The following is a 15,581-nucleotide window of genomic DNA, read 5'->3' on the forward strand; positions in this document are numbered from 1 at the left end:
ATTCTTGGGACAATGCTTACTTTACAAGATTTTCAGCCTTAACTGAACCGTATTGACTAATAACCCTGGTAGTGCTTCTTTGTTCAACAGCATCATTGGCTCCCTGGTTGCCGTTGCAGCAGTGCATGGAATACCGATTGATGGTGCGATCGCAACAATTGTCGTGTTATATATTTTAAAAATTGGAATCAACGTTATCTGCAAATACACTGAGCCAGATAGCCAGCCAGAGTAAGGATAAAAATAATAATATTGTACAGACGCGATTAATCGCGTCTCTCTTACGTCCCCTCATGTCCCCGGTAAATTTCGCAAACGCTCATCCAAATGAGTACGGTCTGCCAAAACTTTTAACAGCGGCCCATGCGAGCTAAATTCTACAATACTGACCGAAGCGACAGGGCATCCCAAACGAAAACGGAAGCGTCCTACATCAATCCCCAGTAAACTAGACAGCATAATTCTGATAGTTGCCTTGTGAGAAACAACTAAAACATTGCCACTAGTGTAATTTTGCTTGATTTCTTCAATTACCTGCAAGGCACGAGAAGCAATTGTAACAGCCATTTCTCCACCAGTTGGAGCATTCCAAGCCGGATCTGCTGACCAGCGAATATAATCATCGTGATATTCACGGCTAATTCCTTCTGGGGTGTTTCCTTCCCATTTGCCATAGTTGATTTCCTTCAAACCATCTCTAAGTTGTGGTTCTATCCCTATGGCTTCACATAAAGGTTTTGCTGTCAATACAGTTCGCCGCATTGGACTACAAAATATTGCTGTCCAAGGAATAGAACTACATGCGTCTGCAAAAGCCTTTGCCATCTCCAAGCCTTCTGGCGTAAGTTCTGAGTCTATGGAACCGCAAAAGGAATTATTGCGGCTGCATTCTGTCTGTCCGTGACGGAGGAAATAAAGAGTTAGGCTCACGGTATAATTCTCATTGATTGTAAATTTCAAAGCGCTAACAATCAGATGTAGTTGAAGATAGTTAATGCCCGTGCCATACTACTACAATTTGATGATATTTTAAATAATTTTCAGATTGGGCAAAGTTATCTCACCGAACACCGCGTCATGAAGAGTGCTAAGTTGGGAGGGTTGTTAGCGGATAGCTGTTGTCTAGCCCCTGCTGAGTTAAAAAACCGAAGTTTTTCAATTAGGAATAAATTTATAATGTAGTTGAATTATCTAACTTTTAAATAATAGTAAAAATTGTAGAAACGTGATTAATTACGTCTCTACAATAATCCTAACAATCAAGCGGTAATTTGAGAATATTTGAGCTTGGCTCTGGAACAAGTCATATTTTTGCACAAATGGTATACACCCATTTATATCCCTGGAGTTTATGCAAAAAAGCATGAATTGTTAGTCAAGCTTTTTCTTTACATTATCTTTTACGTCTTCAATACCGTGACTTACTTCGCTTTCAGCTTGCTTTGCTTTACCTTCTGCTTTATCTTTTGGATCTCCAGTAATTTCTGCTGCTGCTTCTTGGGCTTTGCCTTCAAGATTTTTAGCAGTAGCTTTAGCGCGTTCTTCTAAACTCATTTTGTACTCCTTATTTTTATCGTAAATTCATTTCAAAGCTGTCAACTAACTTTGAAATCTTTTTTGTTATTGCCCTTACACAGTAGCTTAAAGTTTTTGCTAAAGCCTTCTACCACAAGGCATAATTCATAATTCATAATTCATAATTCATAATTCATAATTCAGAAAACTAATTAGAGTAAGCATCCTGGCTGTTGGCTGAATGTAAATTCAAGCAAGAAAAGCTTAGTTATCTATGCTAAAAGGCATAGAATAAGTGCAAATATCGTAATCTCTACTTTTGACTGTTTAGCTAAAAAAAAACCAGTTCCGTAGAGAAACTGGGTAATAAAGTTATGGGGATATTTTTTTGTCTAATCTAGAAAACCCATTAGGCTTTCAGAGTTGTCAACCTCATTTGATGCTATTGGACGATTACCGAAGGTGGAATAGCTTTCATCAATTACCAATAAACTTGAGCCAATTGGACGAATCCCAGAGAGATTTATACTTTCAACGACTTCAAATGTATTAGCGCCAATTGGACGAATACCCATTGAGTTATAAGTGTCAACTACTTCCAAGCTACTGGTGCTAACGGGGCGCACCCCAGCAATTGAGAGGTGTTCAGCAACTTCTAAGTCGCTAGCGCCTATGGGACGAACTCCAGCAACGGCGAGTAGCCCAGAAGATCCCGCTGGCAGTTGACTAACTTCCTCGACTTTATCAGCATTCAAGCTCTGGTCTGGTTGATTTTCAACTTTTTCTGTTGTTTCCCCTGGAGACTTGGCATACTTTTGCCGAGAATTGGTTGCTTTGCCAGCGTTGCTATTAGTCATAAACGAAGACCTCTGTTTTGTTAATTGAATTTTACAATAATTAAGGAAAGATGAAATTTTTTCCCATATACCTTAGAGTTTAACCTTAAAAAACCTCATATAGATATAAGAATCTTTAAAACTGATACATAAGTAAATTTAAATTATGAATTTTTGTAAATAATTATTACTATTTATTTGAAGTAATAAGCCAGCTACAATGGATACAGGGCGAAATTTTCACCTTGAGTTAGGGTATTTCTAGCAAAACTGTATGACAGAATTTTGTCTTCAAGCTCCCTTTAGTCCCACAGGCGATCAACCACAAGCGATCGCCCAACTCACTGCTAGTATCCAATCAGGCAACCGTTACCAAACTTTACTGGGAGCCACTGGAACTGGCAAGACATTTTCGGTAGCAGCAGTTATTGAGAAAATTGGCAAACCTACCTTAGTTCTGGCACATAACAAAACCCTGGCTGCACAACTTTGTAATGAGTTGCGGGAATTCTTTCCCAACAACGCAGTCGAGTACTTTGTCAGCTACTACGATTACTATCAGCCAGAAGCGTATATTCCCGTTACCGATACTTATATTGAAAAAACGGCGGCGATTAATGATGAAATAGATATGTTGCGGCATTCAGCGACGCGATCGCTTTTTGAACGCCGTGATGTGATTGTCGTTGCTTCCATCAGTTGCATCTACGGTTTGGGAATGCCAGCAGAATATCTGAAAGCTGCCATCTCTCTTCAGATAGGTATGGAAGTAAATCAACGCCAAATTTTACGAGATTTGGCAAATGTTCAATATAGCCGCAACGACATAGAGATGGGTCGGGGAAAATTTCGCGTCCGGGGTGATGTCTTAGAAATTGGCCCAGCTTATGAAGACCGAATTATTCGCGTCGAATTTTTTGGTGATGAAATTGACGCGATTCGCTACATTGACCCGGTGACAGGGGAAATTCTCAAGAGTTTAGAAGCGGTGAATATCTACCCTGCACGTCACTTTGTCACCCCAGAAGAACGATTAGAAGTAGCTTGTCACGACATCGCCGCAGAATTAAAACAACAAAAACTAGACTTAGAACAAGCTGGTAAATTATTAGAAGCGCAACGCATAGATCAACGTACACGCTACGACTTGGAAATGTTGCGCGAGGTAGGTTACTGCAATGGCGTTGAGAACTATTCGCGTCACTTAGCAGGAAGACAAGCCGGAGAATCGCCAGAATGTTTAATTGATTATTTTCCTAAAGATTGGTTATTAGTTATCGATGAATCTCACGTTACCGTGCCCCAAATTCGCGGGATGTATAACGGCGACCAAGCTAGAAAAAAAGTTTTAATTGAGCATGGATTTCGTCTTCCTAGTGCTGCTGACAACCGTCCTTTGAAAGCAGAGGAATTCTGGGAAAAAGTGAATCAGTGTATCTTTGTTTCAGCAACTCCGGGAAATTGGGAAATAGAAGTTTCTGAAGATCATGTAGTTGAGCAAGTAATTAGACCAACTGGCGTAATTGATCCAGAAATTTCTGTGCGTCCCACAGAAGGACAAATTGATGATTTATTAGGAGAAATTAAAGATAGAGTTGACCTCCATGAGCGAGTGTTAATTACCACATTAACTAAGCGGATGGCGGAAGATTTAACCGAGTATTTGCAAGACCACAGTATTCGGGTGCGATATTTGCATTCGGAGATTAATTCAATAGAGCGCATTGAGATTTTGCAGAACTTGCGCGAAGGTACATTTGATGTATTAGTTGGAGTTAACTTGCTGCGGGAAGGTTTAGATTTACCCGAAGTTTCCTTAGTAGCAATCATGGATGCAGATAAAGAAGGTTTCTTGCGAGCCGAACGTTCCTTAATTCAAACTATTGGTAGAGCCGCGCGTCACATCCGGGGACAAGCAATTATGTATGCTGATAATTTGACAGGCAGCATGATTAAAGCCATTGATGAAACAGACAGGCGGCGTGGGATTCAAATGGCACATAATCGACTGCACGGAATTACACCGCAATCGATTATCAAAAAATCAAGTAATGCGATTTTATCTTTTTTAGATGTGTCTCGGCGGTTGAATGCAACTGACTTGAAAGTAGTAGATGAACATATTGATGAACTGCCATTAGAACAGATTCCCCAATTGATTACTATGTTAGAAGCGCAGATGAAAGAAGCGGCGAAGAAACTGGAATTTGAAGAGGCGGCAAAATTGCGCGATCGCATTAAGCATCTGCGGGATAAAATGCTAGGACATTAACGTGAAGTATATGTATAGTCTCCCCAGTCGAGATGGCGATCGCCAGAAAGTATCTACGGGATAAAATGCCGGGACATTAGTACTAGGTCAGGGTAGCGATAAAGAGAACTTAGTCTTCAATTGCAGTATGATTGAGGTGACACTGATGAGCGATTGTTAATTGTAAATATCACGGCGATGCCCAACTTTATGAATTGTGATGAGTTGTGCTTCAGTATCAAAGGAATAAATAATCCGGTAGTCCCCAATTCTGAGTTTGAACAAACCGTTTAAATCAGCACTCAAAGCTTGAGGGGTTAAGTCCTCAAAGTTCTCAGACAACTAGCGAATTTTCCGCAGGATGCGCTCTTGAATAGTTGAGGTGAGAGCTTCAAACCCGATAGTCGCCTCTGATTTAAATTCGATCTTATAGCTCATTACCAGGTCAATCCCAGATTTTTTGCTACTTCCTCAGCAGGGATTCCAGGTTCTCCAGATTGAGTACGTTGTAGGGAGTCGAGTAGTTGCTGTTTCACTTCTGGCTTTATTTGTTTGCCTTCATCAGGATCAACCAATAGAGATTGAATCGTTTCAGCAACAGTTTCTTGAATCAGAAGTTTGAGTTCTTCGATGGTCATATCTTTGACTTGCATAGAGGATGATGGTTAGTGAGAACTACTCTTACTGTTTTACCTGCTATTGTGACATATTGCGGCGGCATAACCGCTTGCACATTTTAAGGCTGCGTAGGTGTAATTGCGCCACAAGGTCTAACACGTCATGGCAGAGGACGGTTGCAAGTCGCTGGTGCTGAGTTCGAGATTGCTTGCCGTTAATGACAAGCTTCGGCGATCGCATTAAGCATCTGCGGGATAAAATGTTAGGACGTTAAGGTGAATCTTCTGCTGACCAATATTCGCCTAATTAGTATTAGTGTTCAAGAATATCACCAAGAAGCGATAATGGATCAGATGCCATTTACGTTTTAAGAGTGTGGTAGCCATGACTGAGTTACTTGAGCGTGCGATCGCCCAACTGAAAACTCTACCTGTTGCCGAACAGGATGCGATCGCTGCTCGTCTCCTTGCCGAAATGGAGGATGAGCAAAGATGGAAGGCTCAATTTGAATCTACAACAGATGCTCAGTGGGATCGTCTAGCTGATATGGTACGGCAAGAAATTACTGCTGGGGATAAAATGCTAGGACGTTAGCGTGAATCTTATGATCACCAATATTCGCCTAAATTGAAATAGCTGATTCCAGTCTCAAATATGATCGAGAAGTAAAAGCGATGGCTTCTCTACGAGAGGCTTCGCCAACGCCAACGCCAAGGGCGAACGCCTACACTAAGTCAGGTATTATTGAGTACTTGATTTTAGATGTCAATGGACGCAAGTATTAAGGCATGAGAAGTTTCAGAGTCTAGGTATTTTGATGATGGAGTCAGAACGAAAATTCGCAGTTCGAGGTTTTTGTGAAAGAGAGTTTGTGGATTGGTATAAATCAGGAAGCAGATTCGTGGATTGGTACGAATCAAAAAATCTTGCAGAGTTGTATCAGGATTGTCTGATTGCCAGTCTTGAATTACTGGGAATGGTTGCTAGTGTGGGTTTCGATTGTGTCGAAATCAAAAGAATTCAGCAGGATGCTCCAAAAAGCATTTCTGATACTTTTGAGCGCCATTTTTGGTATTCGCAGCATAGTCTCAGCGATTTGTACTTTCTCAAAATCCCGATTGCAGAAAAGCCAGCATTTGTTTTGTTAATTCGCGGGTTGCTTGATGATGGTTGGGATAATAGTGGAAGCTGGATAGAAATTTTGGATGAGCAAGGTGAGTTTCTTGGCTCAGGGAGGTTCAGCGATGAAATTATTTCTTGGCAAAATCGCCCGTTGAATGGTGAAGATTTCAACACTCTAGCTCCGCCGTGGATTGGTAATGAAACTGAACTGCAAGTTTCAAGACCAAAGTGGGCAGACGAAGTGAACCCAATGTGGTCAGAAAAAATTCTAACTCAATATGCTATAACCATTGAACATGAAGGCGCGAAGACTCGCTATGTTATGTCTACAGAGTATGGTTAGTTGTTATTACCAGCAGCACAACAATCATTGTACTCTGAACTCTTTAAGAGTCTGAAGATCCTGTTCTAATTCAGTTTCGTCATAGTTTAAATAAATACCCATCTGCTTCAGAAAGACATGAGCTGAAAGACGGGTTGGTAGCTGGAGAATTTGACGCACTTCAGCAGTATTAATCTTGCCACAACCGTAAGCATCGGCAACAATTAGTTCTAGGAAGCGACGAGAGAGATTCCCTTCCGTTTGGTCTAGTCGCTGGGCAATTTCATCAGGAATTTCAATGGTAATTTGCATACTTCAAGCTACATATAATCTAATCATTAGCTCTATGGTAAGCGATCGCCGCACAACAACCCCCTTGCAGCAGACGGTTGCAAATCCCTGCTGAGTTCGAGGCTACTTGCAGTCGTTGATTTGAGCCGTTAATGACAAGCTTGGGCGATCGCATTAAACATCTGCGAGATAAAATGTTAGGACGTTAACGTGAATCTTATGCTCACCAATATTCGCCTAATTAGTGTTCGAGAATATCACAAAATGGCGGAAACGGGAATTTTTCATCCTGAAGAACGCTTAGAATTAATCGCGGGACAAATCATCACAATGTCAGCAAAAGGTACTGCTCACGAATCAACAATTACCCGCACAGAAAGGTTATTACGTCAACGTTTGGGTGATAAAGTTTTATTAAGAATCCAGTCACCAGTGCAACTTGACGATTACTCGGAACCAGAACCAGATATTTCAGTGGTGAAGGTGAATCCATTAGATTATGAGGATCACCATCCCAATGCTTCGGAAGTGTTTTTACTGATTGAAATAGCTGATTCCAGTCTCAAATATGATCGAGAAGTAAAAGCGATCGCCTATGCTAAGTCAGGTATTATTGAGTACTGGATTTTAGATGTCAATGGACGCAAGTTGTATATGTATCGTCTTCCCAGTGCAGACGGATATCACAGTGAAAGCATACTTGCAGAGGATGTGACAATTTAACCTTTAGCCTTTGGTGATTGTGCGTAGGCGTAGGCCGTCGTAGACATCGCTATTCGGGAATTATTGCGTAAAGTTTAAATAATTCGTAATTTATAATAACGTTCAGGGACTCGGTAACGTTTTTCTGTTTGGTAAGAATAGTGCTTAAGTCGGATAACATCTTGTAGTTGTTCATAATCCCCTACAATAACGATTGCGCGATAAAATGTTAGGACTTTAGGGCCAATTACAAGTTATTTTAAATACTACCCTTGAAAGCCACTCCCCAATGCCCACTGACCCTTATGCTTGGCTAGAACAATCCTTAGCAACTATTCATCGGGCAGACTGGTATCGCTCAGTACAAACAATTCACGGCTGTCCAGGTGCAACGGTGGTTTTAGCTGGGCAAGAGGTAATTAATTTTGCCAGTAATGACTATTTGGGACTTGCGGGAGATCAGAGGTTGAAGGCCGCGGCAACTGCTGCGATCGCAGAATTTGGGACTGGTAGTACTGGTTCTAGATTACTCAGTGGGCATAGAAAATTACACAGAGATTTAGAGTCGGCGATCGCATTTACCAAACAAACAGAAGATGCTTTGGTATTTAGTTCTGGGTATCTAGCCAATTTGGGTGCAATTACTGCGATCGTTGGCAAGCGTGATTTAATTTTATCTGACCAGTACAATCATTCCAGTCTGAAAAATGGGGCGATTCTTAGCGGTGCAGCAGTTGTGGAATATCCGCACTGTGATCTTGCAGTATTAAAAACTCAGTTGAATTGGCAGCGACAAAACTACCGACGCTGTTTGATTTTGACTGATAGCGTCTTCAGCATGGATGGCGATTTATCTCCAATGCCCGCATTGTTGGATCTCGCTGATGAATTTAACTGTATGCTGCTAGTTGATGAAGCTCATGCAACTGGGGTACTAGGAAAAACTGGCGCTGGGTGTGTCGAACATTTTGGGTGTACAGGAAAGCAATTAATTCAAATTGGTACCTTGAGTAAAGCTTTGGGTAGTTTAGGCGGATATGTGGCAGGAAGTAGCGCCTTAATTGACTTTTTGCGGAACCGCGCACCCACTTGGATTTACACCACTGGGCTTTCACCTGCTGATACGGCAGCAGCCTTAGCAGCAATCAAGATAGTCCAACAAGAACCGCAACGCCGTGCCCAATTGTGGGAAAATGTACATTACTTGAAAAATTTGCTGCAACAACACTTACCTAATCTAAAATTACTGCCTTCGGAATCACCTATATTATGTTTTCAATTGCCCAGTGCAACAGATGCCCTCAAAGCTGGAAAACAGCTAAGAGATGCTGGCATTTTTGCCCCAGCAATTCGTCCTCCCACAGTGCCCACAAGTCGGATCAGAATATCTTTAATGGCAACTCATCAAGCAACACATATTGAAAAATTGCTAGCAGCGCTGAAGGATATCTGTTAACTCGTCAGGTTCTAAGTAAGTAGGTTGGCGTAAATAATTAAAGGTTTGTAGTGAGGGCTTCAGCCCTCAAAATAGGGTTGAAGCCCTCTCTAAGAGACGCTACGCGTAGCAAGATCCCCAAAGGGGTACACTACAAGCAAATTTTAAGATTTTTATATTACTTAACATAGTTTTATTTATCCTCGCCCACTTATATCATGTCCGGGTAATTAGTTGTGATTCCATAGCGATTGCACCCCACCCGCCAGTCGAGGAAAGGGGAGCCACTCCGTTGGCCGGGTTGAAGAGGCTTGAAGGAAGTGGCGTGGAAACCCTCTGTTCTGGCGCTGGCTCCCCTTAATCCCCTCCCCGCCTGCTCTTAGGGGAGACAAAGCGCAGCTTTGGCTCTTTGGGGTTCTTTGGGTTTAATAAGTAATCAAGCGGACATTATATTACTTATAGCAATCCTAAACAACATCCCTGACTTCTTTGATAAGTCGGGATCTGTGGCTTTCATTTTTACAAATAAAACATGATTGCTATATACAAAATTCACGATAATTTTTTACTTTGCATAGTATATTCTTGAGGAATTAGCTTCTAGCAAAAGAGGTTTTTAAAACTAAATAAAAATCTATCTGTGGATAAGTTACTAAAATTTACAAACTAGCTTAGGGTATGTAAAGCCTCTGCAATAAGTATTGGTTGTTCCAAGACATTTTCATGCCCCATATTCATTCTTCCCAATTACTGCGTTATAGCATTGTTGTATTAATTGTCGCACTTGCATTAGCGATAATGTTGATGCTAGACCCCTGGTTAAGCATGAGTAGAACTCCTTTTCTGGTGTTTTTTAGCGCTGTAATCGTGAGTGCTTGGTATGGTGGTTTGAAGTCAGGGCTGTTAGCAACTTCCTTGTCTGCGTTATTGAGCGATTACTTCTTTCTCCCCCCAGCTTATGATCTGAGTTTTGACTTATCCAATTTTGTCCGAATTGGGGTGTTTGCATTACAAGGATTGCTCTTTAGTATCCTCTGTGATGCATTAAAGACTGCTAAAACACGGGCTGATGAAAATCTCCAAAAGCTGAGAGTTAGTGAGGAGCGATTTCGATTAGCGTTAAGTAGTTCAGATATCGTAGTCTTTCAGCAGGATCGCGATTTGCGATATCAGTGGATTCATAATCCTCAAGGTCTAGATACTACTAAGGAAATGTTAGGTAAGTGTGATGATGAATTATTTCCAGCTTTAGTAGCAGATCAATTGAGGGCAATTAAGCTGAAGGTACTAGAGACTGGTGTTTCAACCCGTCAAGAGGTTTATGTAACAATTTCTGGAGAAGACCGTTACTATGATTTGCTGGTTCAACCACTAAGTGATGTAGATAATAGCATCCAGAGTATTACCTGTGTAGGTGTGAATATTACTGAGCGCAAGCAGGCAGAACTAGAAAAAGCCAGGTTGCACCAGGAACTTCAGCAAGCTATTCAGCAAAAAGACGAATCTTTGGCGTTACTCAATGCTTGGCTTGGGAATTCACCAGTGGCGCTGGCTTTTCTCGATACTGAACTTCGCTACATTTATGCTAATGAAGCGCTAGCCGCGATTAACGGTGTACCGCAAAGTCAACATATTGGTAGCACCTTTAGGGAAGTACTACCAGAATGGGCAGGGCAAATTGAGCCTGTTTTTGAGCAAGTGATGGAAACTAGGCAGCCCTTGCTTAACCAGGAAGTGAGTGGTGAAAGCTATCCGCCTGGGGTGTATCGTTATGGTCTCGTCAGCTATTATCCGGTGTTTTTGCCGGATGGGCAGTTGTTGGGAGTTGGCATTAGTTCAATTGATATTACCCAACTCAAACAAACTGAGCAAGCACTGCGGGAAAGCGAAGCGAAGTTTCGCAGCGTCGTTGAGTCAAACATGATTGGTATTGGCTTCTGGGATAGAGACGGTGGGATTACAGAAGCGAACGATGCCTTGCTGAATATGGTGGGTTATTCTCGTGAAGAATTACTTGCCGGAACACTTCGCTGGCAAGACCTAACTCCTACAGAGTACGTACCACTCGATAAGGAAGCACTGAATCAAATTCAAGACAGATACTTTTGCACATCTTATGAAAAAGAATATATCCGTAAAGACGGCTCACGCTTCCCGATTTTGATCGGTGGTAGCCGCTTTGAAGGGAGTGTAAATCGAGGAGCTTTTTTTGTTGTTGATATTACAGAGCGCAAGCAGGCTGAAGAAAGACTCCGCTATATCGCCCAAATTAGTAGTTTACTCTCTACTTCGCTAGATTATGAACAAACCTTACAACAGATCGCCAAAATCTCAGTTCCCCAGCTTGCTGATTGGTGTAGCGTTGACATTTTAAATGAAGATGGTTCTATTCACCGCCTACCCATTGCCCATGCAGACCCATCCAAAACGGAGTTGGCGCGTAAACTTCAGAAATATGTGACAGATTACAAGGGTGTAAGTGCAATTACTAGAGTACTGCAAACCGGGCAAAGCGAATTAATCTCAGAAGTATCTGACTCGCTATTAGTGGCAAGTACTCAGAATCAGGAACACTTAGAACTTGTTCGGCAATTGGGGATGAAGTCTGTGATGATTGTGCCGTTAATCGCACAAGGGCAAGTACTCGGCTGCATCAGCTTTGTCATCGCAGAATCAAACCGTCGCTACGATCGCTCTGACCTAACTTTAGCAACAGATATTAGCCATCGTGCCGCTTTAGCAGTCGAAAATGCCCGACTTTATCGAGATATGCACCAGGCTTTAGTCCATTATGCTGAATCTCTATCTCTTCTAGATGCGCTCTTAGGAGCTGCTCCCGTTGGCGTATGCTTTTTGGATGAGGAACTGCGATATATCCGAATTAATCAAGTTTTCGCTGAGATTAACGGTTTGACTATAGAAGAACATTTAGGACGCAAATTTGGCGAAGTGTTGCCAGAAATGGCGGCCCAGGAGGAGCTACATTTACAGCGCGTGTTGGATACTGGAGAACCCCTGCTGAATATGGAAATTAGCGGTGAGACAAGGGGGCAACCTAGAAGGTACGGCTACTGGCTGGGCAACTATTACCCGGTCAATAACGCAATGGGAGAAACAGTAGGAATTGGGATTATTTTGGCAGATGTGACAGCAGCAAAGCAAACAGAAGTTGCCTTGCGGGAAAGCGAAGAAAGGTTCCGAACAATGTTCAACCAGGCAGCTGTCGGCATTACTCTGGTAGCGTTGGATGGACGATTTATTCAGGTTAATCCTGCTCTATGTGAGATTACTGGATACAGCCATGAAGAGTTAATTAAAATGAACTTCCAGGAAATTACCCACCCTGATGACTTAGAAGTTGATTGGGAGAATAGTCGGCGAGTCTTGGCACAAGAAATTAGTGGTTATTCCCTAGAGAAGCGCTACATCCGCAAAGATGGTTCTATTGTTTGGGCAAACCTAACTTCATCAGCAGTTTGGAATGCTAACGGACAACCAAAGTATGCATTAGGTATTATTGAGGATATTAGCGAACGCAAACGAGTTGAAACGACACAAAACTTTTTAGTTGAAGCTAGCACCTTACTAGCTGCCTCATTGGATTATGAAATCACCTTAGAAAGTGTGGCTAATCTGGCAGTTCCAACCTTGGCTGACTTGTGTATTGTAGATGTCTTCCAGGAAGATTGGTCAAGTAAACAAATTGCGATCGCAACTGCCGACCCCACAAAACAAAATACTTTAGACGAAATCCGACGGCGCTATCCACCCAAAAACAGAGCTAAACAGCTTGTGCAGCATCTACGGTTGGGAGTATCTGTTTTTTATCCGGAATTATCTGACTCTCATCTGATACAGATGTCTCAAGACGATCAACATCTGCAATTGCTGCGAAGCCTAAGTATTGGTTCTTTAATGGTGATTCCAGTTCGTTCCCGTGGGCAATTATTTGGAGCAATCTCTTTTTTTACAGCCGAGTCAGGTCGGCACTACAAACAGACAGACTTGGCTTTAGCAGAGGATATTGCTCGTCGGGCGGCGACAGCCATCGATAACGCTAGATTATATCAGGAAACTCAACGGTCTGTCAATCGCACGCTACTTTTACAAAGAATAACTGCTGCCCTCTCGGAAGCGCTAACTCCCCAAGAGGTAGCCGATGTGGTGGTGAACCAAGGGATTGCCGCCTTGAAAGCTACTGCTGGTTGTGTTGTCTTACTTACTGAGGGAGGTACTACCCTGAAAATTGTGCAAGCAATTGGCTACCCACAATCAATCATAGATACCTGGGCAAATTTTTTGATCGCTACACCTAACCAGATCGCGGAAACAGTCAGAACTAGGCAGCCAATTTTTTTAGAAAATTTAGCAGCCATGATTGCGAGATATCCCAACTTAGCAGATATTGTAACTCTGGCAGGGAATAATGCCTGGGCTTCCATTCCCTTGATAGCAGAAGGCAAAGTAATTGGGGCACTGGGATTAAGCTTTACTACTGAACAAATATTTAATGAAGAAGATCGGGGATTTATGTTGACACTGGGACAACAGTGTGCCCAAGCGATCGCCCGCGCTCAACTTTACGAAGCCGAAAAGACTGCAAGGGCACAAGCCGAGACAGCCAACCGGATTAAGGATGAATTCCTGGCTGTCCTTTCCCATGAACTTAGAACTCCCTTGAATCCGATTTTAGGGTGGGCAAAGTTACTTAGAACCCGCAAGTTTGACGAAGCCACTAGAATCCGGGCATTGGAAACAATCGAGCGTAATGCCAAGTTACAAACGCAATTGATTGGAGATTTACTTGATGTTTCGCGGATTTTACAAGGGAAAGTCAGGTTAAATCTCTATGCAGTGGATTTGAAAGTAGCGATCGCATCTGCACTAGAAACGGTGCGTTTAGCAGCAGAAGCCAAATCAATTGAAATAAAAACCGTGCTGAGTCATGATATCGGCAAAGTTCTCGGCGATGGCGATCGCTTACAACAAGTGATGTGGAATCTCCTCTCCAATGCCGTTAAATTTACACCCACAGATGGACTTGTAGAAGTGCGTCTAGAGCAAATTGGCTTAGATGCCCAAATCCAGGTGATTGATACAGGTAAAGGAATCAACCCAGAATTTTTGCCCTACGTCTTTGATTACTTCCGACAAGCAGATGCCAAAACAACCAGAGTATTTGGCGGACTGGGATTGGGACTGGCAATTGTGCGTCATCTAGTAGAACTTCACGGTGGTACAGTTCAGGCAGAGAGTCTGGGAGAAGGACAAGGGGCTACCTTTACAGTCAGACTACCTTTGCTCAAAAATTCTCAGTTGCGAGTTGAGAGTGCTGAGGATTCTCAACCAGAAGTCAGTAATGACGACACATTACTTGCGGGAGTGCAAATCCTGCTTGTAGACGATCAAGCTGATGTGCGAGAATTTTTTAGCTTTGTGCTAGAACAATATGGCGCAACTGTGACGACAGTTGAATCAGCAGCCGAAGCACTGGAAACACTAGCCCAATCAAAACCAGATATTTTGTTAAGCGATATTGGAATGCCCTTGATGGATGGCTATATGTTGCTGCGCGAGGTGAGAAAATTACCGCCAGAGCAAGGCGGGCAAATTCCAGCGATCGCTTTGACTGCTTATGCTGGAGAAATTAACTATAACCAAGCAATGGCAGCAGGATTTCAAAAACACCTACCTAAACCTGTCGATCCAATGGATTTAGCTACAGCGATCGTCAATCTCATCGGGCACAATCAACCTTGAAGCAAGCAGGAAGGCTTGATCAACCAATGGGACGATTACCAGGATTGACTGCATGAATATATTCACTACCCGATCGCGGTCTTCCTCGTTTATAATCAGCTTCTTCTGGTTTACCCCATCCTAGCTGCAAAATCATTTCCAAAAAGCTAGAATTTTCCCACTTGCACAAACGTGCCCATTCTGTTCTTTGAACAATTCTCTCTACATCAGATGTGACAATTTGTTGGTATTGTTTACTATTATTGAAACTCAAGTATAAATCCATCCCCATAGAGACTTCATACCAAAATTCTACGATGGAATTTTTAGCAGCTTTTAATATCTCTAAGTCACTGGTGAGGGCGATTAACTCGGTGTCTACTTCGGGATAGTTGAAGTTTTTACCTTTGATTGTTACCTCCCGCCAGATAATACCTGAAACTTGATTTTCCCTTTGATAGTCATGAATTGCAGTTTTGAAATCTTGATAGGCAGTGAACTGTTGCAGCCCATCAGTTTTAAGAAACTGGTCAATTACAGGATTGCCAGAGACTGTTATTTCTAATTTTAGGCGTTTTCCCTTGAGGCAGGCTTGGCGTTCAGCTGCCAAAATTTGAATTAGCTCCTGGGTTGTGTAGACCTTTGACATTAGAATACACTCTAGTTAGTCATTGGGCATTGATTACGGACTATAGACTATGGATTAATTTCCTCAATTGTTAACACAGATATTTAAATATTATGTATGCT

The 15,581-nt window shown here is 42.2% G+C and carries 15 protein-coding genes; 7 read left to right on the top strand and 8 right to left on the bottom strand.

The annotated features are described in order from the left end of the window. Positions 1-52: 52 nt before the first annotated feature. Positions 53-235, top strand: a complete 183-nt coding sequence (locus tag HWQ23_RS02835; protein WP_365740444.1) for a hypothetical protein — start codon at positions 53-55, stop codon at positions 233-235. Positions 236-291: 56 nt separating this feature from the next. Here HWQ23_RS02835 and HWQ23_RS02840 read toward each other — a convergent pair whose 3' ends face one another. The 3 genes from HWQ23_RS02840 to HWQ23_RS02850 all read right to left on the bottom strand — a co-directional run bounded on the left by HWQ23_RS02840 (position 292) and on the right by HWQ23_RS02850 (position 2,372). Next, positions 292-930: a histidine phosphatase family protein gene (locus tag HWQ23_RS02840; protein ID WP_292823311.1), complete on the bottom strand. Its 639-nt coding sequence runs from the start codon at positions 928-930 to the stop codon at positions 292-294. Positions 931-1,371: 441 nt separating this feature from the next. Beyond that, positions 1,372-1,554: a CsbD family protein gene (locus HWQ23_RS02845; RefSeq protein ID WP_292823313.1), complete on the bottom strand. Its 183-nt coding sequence runs from the start codon at positions 1,552-1,554 to the stop codon at positions 1,372-1,374. A 353-nt stretch (positions 1,555-1,907) separates the two neighbouring features. Further along, a complete protein-coding gene (locus tag HWQ23_RS02850) occupies positions 1,908-2,372 on the bottom strand; it encodes a hypothetical protein (protein WP_292823315.1) in 465 nt (154 codons plus the stop codon). 253 nt (positions 2,373-2,625) lie between these two features. On the opposite strand from HWQ23_RS02850, the gene uvrB reads away from it, so the two are divergent. Beyond that, positions 2,626-4,623 carry an excinuclease ABC subunit UvrB gene (gene uvrB, locus HWQ23_RS02855; protein ID WP_292823317.1) on the top strand — a complete coding sequence of 666 codons (1,998 nt, stop codon included), beginning with the start codon at positions 2,626-2,628 and terminating at the stop codon, positions 4,621-4,623. A 156-nt stretch (positions 4,624-4,779) separates the two neighbouring features. On the opposite strand, the gene HWQ23_RS02860 is transcribed toward uvrB, so the two are convergent. Continuing rightward, the gene (locus HWQ23_RS02860; protein ID WP_292823319.1) at positions 4,780-4,944 is read right to left on the bottom strand and encodes a type II toxin-antitoxin system RelE family toxin; all 165 of its coding nucleotides are present in this window, start codon (positions 4,942-4,944) and stop codon (positions 4,780-4,782) included. Positions 4,945-5,039: 95 nt separating this feature from the next. Continuing rightward, the gene (locus HWQ23_RS02865) at positions 5,040-5,255 is read right to left on the bottom strand and encodes a hypothetical protein (RefSeq protein ID WP_292823321.1); all 216 of its coding nucleotides are present in this window, start codon (positions 5,253-5,255) and stop codon (positions 5,040-5,042) included. Between the two features lie 349 nt (positions 5,256-5,604). Here HWQ23_RS02865 and HWQ23_RS02870 point away from each other — a divergent pair, with 349 nt between their 5' ends. Further along, positions 5,605-5,814, top strand: a complete 210-nt coding sequence (locus HWQ23_RS02870; protein WP_292823323.1) for a hypothetical protein — start codon at positions 5,605-5,607, stop codon at positions 5,812-5,814. Positions 5,815-6,121: 307 nt separating this feature from the next. Further along, complete coding sequence (locus HWQ23_RS02875) at positions 6,122-6,685, top strand: hypothetical protein (RefSeq protein WP_292823325.1); 564 nt, start codon at positions 6,122-6,124, stop codon at positions 6,683-6,685. Between the two features lie 24 nt (positions 6,686-6,709). Here HWQ23_RS02875 and HWQ23_RS02880 read toward each other — a convergent pair whose 3' ends face one another. Next, complete coding sequence (locus tag HWQ23_RS02880) at positions 6,710-6,976, bottom strand: UPF0175 family protein (RefSeq protein WP_292823327.1); 267 nt, start codon at positions 6,974-6,976, stop codon at positions 6,710-6,712. A 19-nt stretch (positions 6,977-6,995) separates the two neighbouring features. After that, positions 6,996-7,130: a hypothetical protein gene (locus HWQ23_RS02885; RefSeq protein ID WP_292823329.1), complete on the bottom strand. Its 135-nt coding sequence runs from the start codon at positions 7,128-7,130 to the stop codon at positions 6,996-6,998. A 44-nt stretch (positions 7,131-7,174) separates the two neighbouring features. On the opposite strand from HWQ23_RS02885, the gene HWQ23_RS02890 reads away from it, so the two are divergent. The 3 genes from HWQ23_RS02890 (at position 7,175) to HWQ23_RS02900 (ending at position 14,852) form a co-directional block, all read left to right on the top strand. Then, complete coding sequence (locus HWQ23_RS02890) at positions 7,175-7,678, top strand: Uma2 family endonuclease (RefSeq protein WP_292823331.1); 504 nt, start codon at positions 7,175-7,177, stop codon at positions 7,676-7,678. A gap of 268 nt (positions 7,679-7,946) precedes the next feature. Next, on the top strand, positions 7,947-9,113 hold the full coding sequence (gene bioF, locus HWQ23_RS02895; protein ID WP_292823333.1) for an 8-amino-7-oxononanoate synthase: 1,167 nt from the start codon (positions 7,947-7,949) through the stop codon (positions 9,111-9,113). 702 nt (positions 9,114-9,815) lie between these two features. Further along, entirely contained in the window at positions 9,816-14,852 is a 5,037-nt protein-coding gene (locus HWQ23_RS02900) for a PAS domain S-box protein (RefSeq protein WP_292823335.1), read from the top strand. A 19-nt stretch (positions 14,853-14,871) separates the two neighbouring features. On the opposite strand, the gene HWQ23_RS02905 is transcribed toward HWQ23_RS02900, so the two are convergent. After that, positions 14,872-15,480 carry a hypothetical protein gene (locus tag HWQ23_RS02905; RefSeq protein WP_292823337.1) on the bottom strand — a complete coding sequence of 203 codons (609 nt, stop codon included), beginning with the start codon at positions 15,478-15,480 and terminating at the stop codon, positions 14,872-14,874. Between the last annotated feature and the right edge of the window lie 101 nt (positions 15,481-15,581).

It is taken from the genome of Nostoc sp. JL33, assembly GCF_017114985.1.
Lineage (GTDB): Bacteria > Cyanobacteriota > Cyanobacteriia > Cyanobacteriales > Nostocaceae > Nostoc.